This window comes from Bradyrhizobium sp. USDA 4341 (assembly GCF_054063755.1).
This window is the reverse complement of the sequence record NZ_JBSSGO010000002.1, coordinates 1,232,443-1,245,111: the sequence shown is the minus strand read 5'-3', so window position 1 is coordinate 1,245,111 and position 12,669 is coordinate 1,232,443. Positions and strand designations below refer to the sequence as shown.

The 12,669-nt window shown below is 63.4% G+C and carries 11 protein-coding genes; 10 read left to right on the top strand and 1 reads right to left on the bottom strand.

Going from position 1 to position 12,669, the window contains the following annotated elements:
* Window positions 1-30: 30 nt before the first annotated feature.
* Window positions 31-2,091: an FAD-dependent oxidoreductase gene (locus ACVIGB_RS11815; protein ID WP_456722563.1), complete on the top strand. Its 2,061-nt coding sequence runs from the start codon at window positions 31-33 to the stop codon at window positions 2,089-2,091.
* Window positions 2,092-2,307: 216 nt separating this feature from the next.
* Window positions 2,308-4,362 (top strand): ABC transporter ATP-binding protein, encoded by a 2,055-nt coding sequence (locus ACVIGB_RS11810; RefSeq protein ID WP_456722564.1) that lies wholly within the window; start codon window positions 2,308-2,310, stop codon window positions 4,360-4,362.
* A gap of 111 nt (window positions 4,363-4,473) precedes the next feature.
* Here ACVIGB_RS11810 and ACVIGB_RS11805 read toward each other — a convergent pair whose 3' ends face one another.
* The gene (locus ACVIGB_RS11805) at window positions 4,474-5,682 is read right to left on the bottom strand and encodes an FAD-dependent oxidoreductase (RefSeq protein ID WP_456722565.1); all 1,209 of its coding nucleotides are present in this window, start codon (window positions 5,680-5,682) and stop codon (window positions 4,474-4,476) included.
* Between the two features lie 700 nt (window positions 5,683-6,382).
* On the opposite strand from ACVIGB_RS11805, the gene rpsL reads away from it, so the two are divergent.
* From rpsL to ACVIGB_RS11765, 8 genes are all read left to right on the top strand, one after another.
* Window positions 6,383-6,754 (top strand): 30S ribosomal protein S12, encoded by a 372-nt coding sequence (gene rpsL, locus ACVIGB_RS11800; protein ID WP_028168167.1) that lies wholly within the window; start codon window positions 6,383-6,385, stop codon window positions 6,752-6,754.
* 15 nt (window positions 6,755-6,769) lie between these two features.
* A complete protein-coding gene (rpsG, locus tag ACVIGB_RS11795; RefSeq protein ID WP_021081660.1) occupies window positions 6,770-7,240 on the top strand; it encodes a 30S ribosomal protein S7 in 471 nt (156 codons plus the stop codon).
* A 30-nt stretch (window positions 7,241-7,270) separates the two neighbouring features.
* Window positions 7,271-9,343, top strand: coding sequence for an elongation factor G (gene fusA / locus ACVIGB_RS11790; RefSeq protein ID WP_092114996.1), 2,073 nt, complete (start codon window positions 7,271-7,273; stop codon window positions 9,341-9,343).
* A gap of 39 nt (window positions 9,344-9,382) precedes the next feature.
* Window positions 9,383-10,573, top strand: a complete 1,191-nt coding sequence (gene tuf / locus ACVIGB_RS11785; protein WP_092114995.1) for an elongation factor Tu — start codon at window positions 9,383-9,385, stop codon at window positions 10,571-10,573.
* 94 nt (window positions 10,574-10,667) lie between these two features.
* Window positions 10,668-10,976, top strand: coding sequence for a 30S ribosomal protein S10 (rpsJ, locus tag ACVIGB_RS11780; protein WP_002712302.1), 309 nt, complete (start codon window positions 10,668-10,670; stop codon window positions 10,974-10,976).
* 54 nt (window positions 10,977-11,030) lie between these two features.
* The gene (gene rplC / locus ACVIGB_RS11775; RefSeq protein WP_092114994.1) at window positions 11,031-11,750 is read left to right on the top strand and encodes a 50S ribosomal protein L3; all 720 of its coding nucleotides are present in this window, start codon (window positions 11,031-11,033) and stop codon (window positions 11,748-11,750) included.
* 1 nt (window position 11,751) lies between these two features.
* The gene (gene rplD / locus ACVIGB_RS11770; protein WP_092114993.1) at window positions 11,752-12,372 is read left to right on the top strand and encodes a 50S ribosomal protein L4; all 621 of its coding nucleotides are present in this window, start codon (window positions 11,752-11,754) and stop codon (window positions 12,370-12,372) included.
* Entirely contained in the window at window positions 12,369-12,668 is a 300-nt protein-coding gene (locus ACVIGB_RS11765; protein WP_092114992.1) for a 50S ribosomal protein L23, read from the top strand. The genes rplD and ACVIGB_RS11765 overlap by 4 nt, the downstream gene beginning before the upstream one ends.
* The last annotated feature ends 1 nt before the right edge of the window (window position 12,669 follow it).

Sequence of the window (12,669 nt, the reverse complement as noted above, 5' to 3'; positions counted from 1 at the left end):
TTGGCTCGTGCCGGAGACGACGGAATCGATATGCTCGACTTGGCGATTGTAGGCGGCGGCCCCGGGGGGCTGATGAGCGCCTGGTATCTGAAGCGCAAACTCGGCGACCTCTGCCGCATCACCATCTTCGAGGCGTCGAACCGTCTCGGGGGCAAGATTGTCACGCGCAAATTCGATACCGCGCCGGCGATGTACGAGGCCGGCGTCGCCGAGATCTACGATTACTCGATGACGGGACCCGACCCGCTGCGCGAGCTGATCCAGCATTTCGGCCTGCAGACGATCCCGATGGATGCCGAGCAGGTGCAGCTCGACGGCGAACTGCTGGCCGACGTTCCCGGCATGCGCCGCAAATACGGCGCGAAGACCGCGGCCGCGATCGAGGCGTTCCGCAAGCGCTGCAGCGAGCTGGTGTCGCCGATCGAGTATTACGAGGGCGTCGGCGCCCACGACAACGAACATCCGTGGGCCTACAAGACCGCCGAGCAGATCCTCGACGAAGAGGTCGAGGACGTGACCGCCAAGCGGTTCTTCAAGGTGATGGCGCGCTCCGACCTCGCGACCGAGAGCCACAACACCAACGGCCTCAACGCGCTGAAGAACTACGTCATGGATGTCGACGGCTATATCGGCCTGTATTCGATCCAGAACGGCAACGAGCAGCTGATCGATTGCCTGCGCTCGGAGGTCAGCGCCGACATCCAGCTCAACCATCGCGTCCTCAAGGTCGGCAAGACCGCTGGCGGCCGCTACCAGCTCAACATGATGAACGGCAAGGGGCCGGAGACGCGCGACTTCGATCTGGTGCTGGTCTGCCTGCCGCACTCCTGGCTCGCGACCATGCGCTGGGACGGCGAACAGCTGCGCAAGTCGATGGTCAAGCACGTCGCCTATTTCGACCGTCCGGCGCACTATCTGCGCGTCTCGATCCTGTTCGACGAGCCGTTCTGGGGCGAGAAGATCCCGGGCGCCTGGTTCATGTCGGAAGCGTTCGGCGGCTGCTGCGTCTACAATGAGGGCGCGCGCCACGACGTCGGCAAGCACGGCGTGCTGAACTGGCTGATCGCCGGCTCCGACGCGCTCGCCTTCGCCAATCTCAGCGACGAGGAGCTGATCGACGCCGCGCTGAAATCGCTGCCGGCCTCGCTCGGCGATGCACGTGCGCATTTCCTCGAGGGCAAGACCCATCGCTGGCTGTCGTCGGTCAACGCGCTGCCGGGCGGCCTGCCGGTGCGCGACGTCATGACCAACCACCGTCCCGATCCGAAGCAGCACCCCGGCATCGTGGTGGTCGGCGACTATCTGTTCGATTCGACGCTGAACGGGTTGCTCGATTCCTCCGATGCCGCAACCGACATCATCGTCACCGAGATGATGCGGCTGCGTCGCGCCCGCGCGCAGGACGAAGGCGCGCTGTCCGACAAGATCGACCGCAATTATTTCGAGAATTATCGCGGCGCCGGTCCCTACAGCGAAGTCTGGCGCAACTTCACCGACCCGGTCTATCTGACCGACCTCATCAAGACGGTGTGGGGCAGGGCGAAGGGCTACAAGCTGTTGATCGCCGGCTCCGCCAGCGGCGAGCTGGTCGGCGCGCTGCGCGAGCGCGGCATCGATGCCTGGGGCATCGAGAACAACCGCTACATCCATGGCAAGACGCCGAAGGCGCTCAAGAAGTACAACAAGCTCGGCTCGATCGCCGACATGCCGTTCAAGGACAATGAGTTCGACTTCGTGTTCGAGACCTCGCTGTGCCATCTCGGCGAGAAGCAGGTCGTGCGCGGGGTGCGCGAGCTCAACCGCGTGGTCAAGACCGGCGTCGTGTTCGCGTCGGTGACCTCGGACATGGCGCCGGCGGTGATCGATCGCTACGACCTGCTGCGCGGCGTGAAGAAGCTCGGCACCTGGTGGGAATGGTCGGAATTGTTCTTCGGCAACGGCTTCGACCTGTCGATGCACCGCCGCGACTGCACCGATGCGCTGTGGACGTTGACGCTTGCCGCCAACAAGGGGCCGGGGCAGTGGTACGCCGACTCCGACAGCCTGCGCTATTCCTTCTTCGACAAGGTCGAGGCGGATCACGACGACTAGCGGCACCGGCTCGCGGTCTTGCGCAAGGCGAGCGGCCCTGCGTCAACCAACTGTCAGACGGCGGCCGTGCCGTGATCCCGAATCCACGGGACCGCGCACCGCGCCGTTCCAAACGCTTTGCCGAATTCATTGTGATCGCATAGGATTGTACCAGCAGCATTCGCCGCTGCGGTTTCGATTTGCGGTCATGCCGGCCGTGGAGCAACGGTTGGTTTCATGGCGCCAAGACCTCCTGCATCAGACGATCCGAATCGATCGGCGGCCGACGATCCCGAGCTGAAGAAAAAGCCTGCGGCTGCGGCCGGTCCGCCTGCGGCAACGGCCTCCGCCAAGCCCGCCGCCGCGCCGGCCGATGACGACGATGATGAGGACGAGGACGACGAGTTCGAGCTCGACGACGATGATGACGAGGACCTCGTCGTCTTCACCGCCAGGGAAGCCGCCGGCGCGCTCTCCACGATCTTCAGCTTCGTCAAGCCGATCCTGACCAACTACAAGAAGCCGCTCGCCTTCGTCGCGATCGGCGTGCTGGTCGAGACGTTGTTCAACGTCATCATGCCGCTCAGCCTGAAATTCCTGATCGACGACGCGCTCGGCGAGGAGGATTTCCAGGCTCTTTACAAGATCCTCGGCGTGCTCGCGGTCGCCGGCATCGTCACGTCGATCATCGCGGTCTGGTACGAGCGCTGGGATGCGCGGCTCGGTGCGGGCATCATCGCCGACGTTCGGACCCGCATCTTCGACCACGTCCAGAACCTGCCCTCGGCCTATTTCGCCCGCACCAAGCGCGGCGAGATCCTGTCGCGTTTCTCGATCGATCTGTCGGCCTTCGAGGGCTCGGTCAAGACCTTTGCCAACAGCGCGGCGCTGCCGGGCCTCGAGCTGATCGCCGGCATCATCCTGATGCTGTTCCTGAACTGGCAGCTTGCCGTGGTCGCCTTGCTGGTGTTTCCGATCACGCTGATCGGGCCGCGCATCCTGACGCCGAAGGCGGTGCTGGCCAATTACGAGCAGAAGCAGAACGAAGCTGCGCTGCTCGGCATGGTGCAGGAGAACGTCGCTGCCCAGGCGGTGGTCAAGGCGTTCAACCTGCAGCGCCGGGCGCTCGGCTGGTTCACGCTGCGCAACCGCGACGTCCGGGCCAAGGCCGCCTCAGCCATGTTCCTGTCCACCATGGTGGAGCGCACCGTCACCATTTCGGTGCTGCTGCTCCACCTCGTGGTGCTGGCGATCGGCGCCTATCTCGCCACCAAGGGGCAGATCACGGTCGGCACCTTCGTGACCTTCGAGAGCGCATTCTGGGAGGTGTCGTACAACATCGCCCATCTCATGCATTTCATCCCGGTGTCGATCCAGTCGGCGGCGGCGGTGCGGCACATCCAGGAGCTGCTCGACGAGCCGACCCGCGGCGCCGACCGTCCCGGTGCGCCGGATCTGCCGCGCATCACCAACGACATCTCCTTCGACCGCGTTACCTTCCAGTATGAGGGGGCGCAGACGCCGGTGCTCGACAATCTCAGCCTCAAGCTCAATGCCGGCAAGAGCATTGCGATCGTCGGTCCCAGCGGCTCCGGCAAGAGCACGCTGATCAACCTGATCCTGCGGCTCTACGTGCCGGACGAGGGCCGCGTCGCCATCGACGGCGTCGACATCCGCCGGGTGACGCGCGAGTCGCTGCGGGCCAGCATGGCGGTCGTGTTCCAGGAGAACATGCTGTTCAACATGTCGATCCGCGAGAACATCCGGCTCGGCAAGGAGGGGGCCACCGACGCGGAAGTCGTGGACGCCGCCAGGAAGGCCGAGATCCATCGCTACATCATGAGCCTGCCGCAGCGCTACGACACGCCGGTCGGCGAACGCGGCGATACCTTGTCCGGCGGCCAGCGCCAGCGCATCGCGATCGCGCGCGCGATCATCCGCAACCCGTCCGTGCTGCTGCTCGACGAGGCGACCTCGGCGCTCGACCAGACCACGGAGGCGGCGATCAACCGCACGCTGCTCAAGGTGGCCGAGGGCCGCACCATGATCTGGTCGACGCACCGACTGGCCTCGGTGGTCGAGATGGACGAGATCATCGTGATCTCCGGCGGCAGGGCGATCGAACGCGGCTCGCACGAGGAACTGCTGGCCCTGAATGGCGTCTACCGCAGGCTGTGGGACGACCAGGGGCATGTCCATCACGACGCTGATGACGAGGATGACGACGACGCGGACGATGATGAAGATGACGAGGATGAAGACGACGAGGATGAGGACGAAGACGAGGCGTGAGTCCCGCGCTGCGTCGCCGGCGATGGTCGGACGCTAGATTCTTCTTTGGCGCGTTTTCTTTACGCGAACCGGTATCCACTTCGCTCGAAAACGCTCCTGCTGATCACGCCTCTACGCCCTGTCTGCGGCGTGCGGACGTTGCCGGAAGTGATTGGCGGACCGTGTCGCTGACGCCGCCTGCGGGCGGTGCAGCCGGCGCAGCGTGCCTCGGCCGAGATAGCCGAGGAAGCGCGCCCAGCGCTGGGCCTGCCAGTAGGGCCCGCTGCCGATCGACACCTCGCGGAAGTTGAATGCCTTGGCGTTCGACCAGGCGTCGCACTCCGTCTTGACCGGATCGTCGTAGAACGCCGTGATCTTCTCCTCGCCCATGCCGTCGGTCGCAAGCCAGGCCGGGATATGGACGTTGCAGAGCTGGGACACGTCGGTGAACACCTTGTCGGTCCCGGTGCCGGTGACGGGGCAGGTGCTGGCGAAGGCGTCGCCGACCAGCACGACGCCGGCCTGCCGATAGCCGGTGCTGACATAGACGTCGGCGGGCCTGATCTTGATGTCGCCGGCCACGTCGAACTCACCGGTGAGCCGGCGCAGCCGCGGCAGCGCGGCATTCAGCGTTTCGACCGGATTGCGCCGCATCGCGCGCAGCCACGGATCGTCGGCCTGGCGGTAGGTGAACAGGTTGGCGCGCATCCGGTTTCCGACCGGAAACAGCGTGATGTAAGGGATGCGGTCGCTCGGCCGCTCCGAAAAGTAGGTCATGGCCGCGAACGGGAAGGCGGGGCGGCCGACGGGGACGAAATCGAAGCCGATCGAGATCGAGTGGCAGAAGCTGGTCACCAGCCGCTCGATGCCGAGCATCCGGCGCAGCCCGACATTCAGGCCGTTGGCGAGCACCACGAGGCGCGCCGAGATTTCCTCGCCGCCCGAAAGCACCAAGCGCTGCCGCTCGGAGCTGGTCGCGACATTGACGACCTTGTCGCGGATGAATTCTGCCGGCCCGGCGATCTCGGCCCGAATCGCAGTGATCAGCGCGTCGTACATGATGCCGTATTGCCGGCTCGGCTGCCGGTCGAGCAGACGGCCGAATCGCGCGATCCAGTTCTCGCCGTCGAGCGTCGCCGAACGCAGCACGGATTCGGCAATCCCGGTCCGGACGAATCGCGCGAGCTGCAGGTCGCCGCCGATCTTTTCGACGCGGAAGTCGAACGGATAGACCTGATGGGGGTCGATCAGGACGGTCGGTATCCCGGCACGGCCGAGCATGGCGGCTGCGGTCGAGCCCGCAAGACCTCCGCCGATGATCGCGATGTCGGTGTACCGCATGACATTTCCCGTGGCCGTAGACCTCAATTTTTGCGCTGCGAATGGCAAATAAAGGCTTAGTTTCGAAATTCGCCTTCAGGTCCAAGTTGGGGAGAATTGTTTCTAATCATATTTTACCCGGATATAATGCGATTCCGCTGGCGTGCCGGAGATTCGGATTCGGGCGAGGGGAGTCGCAGACGCTGTCATATTTCGACGCCCGACGAGCGCCGCGAAATGCGAAATCTGCAAGCGCCAGAGGCGTTTCTTTGCTTGTCGTTTTGCTTGACTTCACTATCTCTCGATTATACAAGGCGCTCACTTAACGACAGGCGGTGAGCTACGCCAGCGTCGGAACGGAACACCCCAAGGCCCTTTTTCAGGCGCCGGACGGGCACCAACCTCGACGAATGCCGCTCAAACGCTGTCGATGATAGCTAGGCAATGCCAGGACGATTTTGGTTCTCTTGAGCACGTCCTCTTGAGAGTGAATTCGGATGCATGACCTCGGTGGCGGACCGGACAGCGAACGCTGAACGGTTCGGAATCGCGGTCCTCTGTGGCGTCGATGCGCTTTCCGCTCAGTGATGAGTGGTTGGCGCGATTTCGCTTTGCGCGGTTGTTTGTTCCGCGTCGAGCGGGCCGTACGGGACGGCTAGTCCTGAGAAGAAATTTGCGGGGCCATTCAAGGTTTCCGCGCGAACTAAAGGGTGAAGGCTGCATGCCGACGATCAACCAGCTGATCGCAAAACCACGTGAAGTGCAGAAGTCGCGCAAGAAGGTGCCGGCGCTGCAGCAGTCGCCGCAGAAGCGCGGCGTGTGCACGCGCGTCTACACCACGACCCCGAAGAAGCCGAACTCGGCGCTTCGTAAGGTCGCCAAGGTGCGCCTGACCAACGGCTTCGAGGTGATCGGCTACATCCCGGGTGAAGGCCATAACCTGCAGGAGCACTCGGTGGTCATGATCCGCGGCGGCCGCGTCAAGGACTTGCCCGGCGTGCGCTACCACATCCTCCGTGGCGTGCTGGATACCCAGGGCGTCAAGAACCGTAAGCAGCGTCGTTCGAAGTACGGCGCGAAGCGTCCGAAGTAAGCGGGAAACGATCAGATGTCGCGTCGCCATTCTGCTGAGAAGCGTGAAGTTCTTCCGGATCCGAAGTTCGGGAACATCATCATTACGAAGTTCATGAACTCGGTGATGTACGCCGGGAAGAAATCGGTCGCCGAAAACATCGTCTACGGTGCGCTCGGCATGATCGAGGCCAAGACCAAGCAGCCGCCGCTCGGCGTGTTCGAGCAGGCGCTCGAGAACGTGATGCCGACCATCGAGGTCCGTTCCCGCCGCGTCGGCGGCGCGACCTACCAGGTGCCGGTGGAGGTCCGCTCGGTGCGCCGTCAGGCCCTCGGCATCCGCTGGCTGATCTCGGCCGCCCGTGAGCGTAACGAGAAGACCATGACGGAGCGTCTTTCGGCGGAGCTGCTCGATGCCTCGAACAATCGCGGCAACGCCGTCAAGAAGCGTGAAGACGTGCACCGGATGGCGGAAGCCAATCGCGCCTTCTCGCACTATCGCTGGTAAGGCGATCAACGGAATTTAAGGAACAGTCTCATGCCCCGCCAACATGCCATCGAGGACTACCGCAACTTCGGTATCATGGCGCATATCGACGCCGGCAAGACCACGACCACCGAGCGCATCCTGTATTACACCGGCAAGAGCCACAAGATCGGCGAAGTGCACGAAGGTGCCGCGACGATGGACTGGATGGAGCAGGAGCAGGAGCGTGGCATCACGATCACCTCGGCTGCGACCACCGCGTTCTGGAACGGCAAGCGCCTGAACATCATCGACACCCCCGGCCACGTCGACTTCACCATTGAAGTCGAGCGTTCGCTGCGCGTGCTCGACGGCGCCGTTTGCGTTCTCGACTCCAACCAGGGCGTCGAGCCGCAGACCGAGACCGTCTGGCGCCAGGGCGACAAGTACAAGGTTCCGCGCATCGTCTTCGCCAACAAGATGGACAAGACCGGTGCCGATTTCTTCAAGTGCCTGTCTGACATCGTCGACCGCCTCGGGGCCAAGCCGATCGCGATCCAGCTTCCGATCGGTGCCGAGAACAACTTCAAGGGTCTCGTCGACCTGGTGAAGATGAAGGGCATCGTCTGGAACGATGAATCGCTCGGCGCCAAGTTCGACTATGTCGACATCCCGGAAGACTTGGTCGAGCAGGCCAAGGAATATCGCGAGAAGATGGTGGAAGCCGCCGTCGAGCTCGACGACGACGCTTTGGCCGCCTTCCTCGACGGCAAGGAGCCGGACGAGGCGACCCTCAAGCGCCTGATCCGCAAGGCCGTGCTGACCGGCGCTTTCTATCCCGTGCTGTGCGGCTCCGCGTTCAAGAACAAGGGCGTGCAGCCGCTGCTCGACGCCGTCGTCGACTATTTGCCGTCGCCGATCGACGTGCCCGCGATCAAGGGCACCGATGAGGACGGCAACGAAGTCGTGCGCCATGCGGACGACAAGGAGCCGCTGGCTCTGCTCGCGTTCAAGATCATGGACGACCCCTTCGTCGGCACCATCACCTTCTGCCGCATCTATTCCGGTGTGCTGCAGTCGGGCACCGGCGTGGTGAACTCGACCCGCGAGAAGAAAGAGCGTATCGGCCGCATGCTGCTGATGCATGCGAACAACCGCGAAGACATCAAGGAAGCCTATGCCGGCGACATCGTCGCGCTGGCTGGCCTGAAGGAAGCGCGCACCGGTGACACGCTGTGCGATCCCGACAAGCCGGTCATCCTCGAGAAGATGGAATTCCCGGAGCCGGTGATCGAGATCGCGATCGAGCCGAAGTCGAAGGCCGACCAGGAAAAGCTCGGCGTGGCGCTTGCCAAGCTTGCTGCGGAAGATCCGTCGTTCCGCGTGTCGACCGACCAGGAGTCCGGCCAGACCATTCTCAAGGGCATGGGCGAACTGCATCTCGACATCAAGGTCGACATTCTCAAGCGTACCTACAAGGTCGATGCCAACATCGGCGCGCCGCAGGTGGCGTTCCGCGAGCGCGTGACCAAGAAGGCTGAAGTCAAGTACACCCACAAGAAGCAGACCGGCGGTACCGGTCAGTTCGCCGAAGTGACGATCGTCGTCGAGCCGAACGAGCCCGGCAAGGGCTATGAGTTCGAATCGAAGATCGTCGGCGGTGCGGTGCCGAAGGAATACATCCCCGGCGTCGAAAAGGGCCTCAACAGCGTGATGGGCTCCGGCGTCGTTGCCGGCTTCCCGGTGGTGGACGTCAAGGTGCAGCTGGTCGACGGCAAGTATCACGACGTCGACTCGTCGGCGCTGGCGTTCGAAATCGCATCGCGGGCTGCGTTCCGCGAGGCGCTGACGAAGGGCAAGTCCGTTCTGCTCGAGCCGATCATGAAGGTCGAGGTGGTGACCCCGGAGGACTACACCGGTTCGGTCATCGGCGACCTGAATTCCCGGCGCGGCCAGATCCAGGGCCAAGACATGCGCGGCAACGCCAACGTCATCAATGCGATGGTGCCGCTCATGAACATGTTCGGTTACGTGAACAACCTGCGCTCGATGAGCCAGGGTCGCGCGACCTTCACCATGCAGTTCGATCACTACGCCGAAGCTCCGGCGAACGTGTCGGCTGAAGTCCAGAAGAAGTTTGCCTGATTGTCGTTGATGGCAGTCAACGATTGAACGGAGAGTCAAATGGCCAAAGCTAAATTCGAACGTAACAAGCCCCACTGCAACATCGGCACCATCGGTCACGTCGACCATGGCAAGACCTCGCTGACCGCAGCGATCACCAAGGTGCTCGCAGAAACCGGCGGCGCGACGTTCACCGCCTACGACCAGATCGACAAGGCGCCGGAAGAGAAGGCGCGCGGCATCACGATCTCGACCGCTCACGTCGAGTACGAGACGAAGAACCGCCACTACGCTCACGTCGACTGCCCCGGCCACGCCGACTACGTGAAGAACATGATCACCGGTGCTGCCCAGATGGACGGCGCGATCCTGGTCGTGTCGGCTGCTGACGGCCCGATGCCGCAGACCCGCGAGCACATCCTGCTCGCCCGCCAGGTCGGCGTGCCCGCGCTCGTCGTGTTCCTGAACAAGTGCGACATGGTCGACGATCCGGAGCTGCTCGAGCTCGTCGAGCTCGAAGTCCGCGAACTGCTCTCGAAGTACGAATTCCCGGGCGACAAGATCCCGATCATCAAGGGCTCGGCGCTCGCCGCCCTCGAAGACAAGGACAAGACGCTCGGCCACGACGCCATCCTCGAGTTGATGAAGAATGTCGACGAGTACATTCCGCAGCCGGAGCGTCCGATCGACCAGCCGTTCCTGATGCCGGTTGAAGACGTGTTCTCGATCTCGGGCCGCGGCACCGTCGTCACCGGCCGTGTCGAGCGCGGCGTGATCAAGGTCGGCGAGGAAATCGAAATCGTCGGTATCCGCGACACCCAGAAGACCATCGTCACCGGCGTCGAAATGTTCCGCAAGCTGCTCGATCAGGGCCAGGCCGGCGACAACATCGGTGCGCTGCTCCGCGGCACCAAGCGCGAGGAAGTCGAGCGTGGCCAGGTGCTGTGCAAGCCCGGTTCGGTCAAGCCGCACACCAAGTTCAAGGCTGAGGCCTACATCCTCACCAAGGAAGAGGGCGGTCGTCACACCCCGTTCTTCACCAACTACCGTCCGCAGTTCTACTTCCGCACCACCGACGTGACCGGCGTTGTGCACCTGCCCGAAGGCACCGAGATGGTGATGCCGGGCGACAACATCGCGATGGAAGTGCACCTGATCGTGCCGATCGCGATGGAAGAGAAGCTGCGCTTCGCGATCCGCGAAGGCGGCCGCACCGTCGGCGCCGGCGTCGTCGCCGCCATCATCGAGTAAGGGTGGATCAGTCAGTTTGCAGCGGGTGGGTTCGCCCACCCGCCGCTCACCACTCGCTATTCGCTAATTGAGCGACGAAGAAAGAGATACGGCAATGAACGGCCAAAACATTCGCATCCGTCTCAAGGCGTTCGACCATCGAATCCTCGATACGTCGACCCGTGAGATCGTGAACACGGCGAAGCGCACCGGTGCGCAGGTTCGCGGACCGATTCCGCTGCCGACCCGCATCGAGAAGTTCACCGTCAACCGTTCGCCGCACGTTGACAAGAAGAGCCGCGAGCAATTCGAGATGCGCACTCACAAGCGCCTCCTCGACATTGTCGACCCGACCCCGCAGACCGTCGATGCGCTGATGAAGCTCGACCTGGCCGCCGGTGTCGACGTCGAGATCAAGCTCTAAGGTTTTGGATTTTTACGTCCGCCGCTTGCGGACAGAAAGACAGGAAGCACGCCGATGCGCTCCGGAGTGATCGCACAAAAGGTCGGGATGACGCGGGTCTTTACGGAGACCGGCGAGCATATCCCTGTGACCGTGCTGAAGTTGGGTAACTGCCAGGTGCTGGGCCACCGCACGACCGAGAAGAACGGCTATGTCGCTCTTCAGCTCGGCTCGGGCGCCCGCAAGACGGTGTACATGCCGAAGGCCGAACGCGGCCAGTTCGCGGTCGCCAAGGTCGAGCCGAAGCGCAAGGTCGCCGAGTTCCGCGTGTCCGAGGACGCGCTGATCCCGGTCGGCGCGGAAATCCAGGCGGACCATTTCGTGGTCGGCCAGTTTGTCGACGTGACCGGCACCTCGATCGGTAAGGGCTTCGCCGGCGGCATGAAGCGCTGGAATTTCGGCGGTCTGCGCGCCACCCACGGTGTGTCGGTTTCGCACCGTTCGATCGGTTCGACCGGTGGCCGTCAGGACCCCGGCAAGACCTTCAAGAACAAGAAGATGCCCGGTCACATGGGCGTCGACCGCATCACCACGCTCAACCTGCGCGTGGTTTCGACCGACGTCGAGCGCGGCCTGATCCTCGTCGAAGGCGCCGTTCCCGGCTCCAAGGGCGGCTGGATCTCGGTGCGCGACGCGGTCAAGAAGCCGCTGCCGAAGGAAGCCCCGAAGCCCGGCAAGTTCAAGGTCGCCGGCGGTGAAGCTACCGAGGCTGTAGCCGAGAAGGAGGGCGTGTGAGATGGAACTAAAAGTCACCACCCTTGAAGGCAAGGACGCCGGCTCGGTTCAGCTGTCGGACGAGATCTTTGGTCTCGAGCCGCGCAAGGACATCATCCAGCGTTGCGTGCAGTGGCAGCTCAATAAGCGCCAGGCCGGCACGCACAAGGCCCAGGGCCGCGCCGACGTTTGGCGCACCGGCAAGAAGATGTACAAGCAGAAGGGCACCGGCGGCGCCCGTCACGGCTCGGCCCGCGTGCCGCAGTTCCGCGGCGGTGGCCGTGCGTTCGGTCCGGTGGTTCGCTCCCATGCGACCGACCTGCCGAAGAAGGTGCGCGCGCTCGCGCTGAAGCATGCGCTGTCGGCCAAGGCCAAGGACGGCGGGCTGATCGTGATCGACAATGCGCAGCTCGAGGCCGCCAAGACCAAGGCGCTGCTCGGTCACTTCTCGGGCCTCGGCCTGACCAATGCGCTGATCATCGACGGTGCGGAGCTGAACAACGGTTTCGCGACCGCGGCCCGCAACATCCCGAACATCGACGTGCTGCCGATCCAGGGCATCAACGTCTACGACATTCTCCGCCGCCACAAGCTGGTGCTGACCAAGGCTGCGGTTGATGCGCTGGAGGCGCGCTTCAAATGAAGAACATCGATCCGCGCCACTACGACGTCATCATCTCGCCGGTTGTGACGGAAAAGGCGACGCTCGCCTCCGAGCACAACAAGGTGATGTTCAAGGTCGCCGGCAAGGCGACCAAGCCGCAGATCAAGGAAGCGGTCGAGAAGCTGTTCGACGTCAAGGTGAAGAGCGTCAACACTCTCGTTCGCAAGGGCAAGACCAAGGTGTTCCGCGGCAATCTCGGCTCGCAGTCGGACTCCAAGCGCGCGATCGTGACCCTTGAAGAGGGCCACCGCATCGACGTGACTACCGGACTATAAG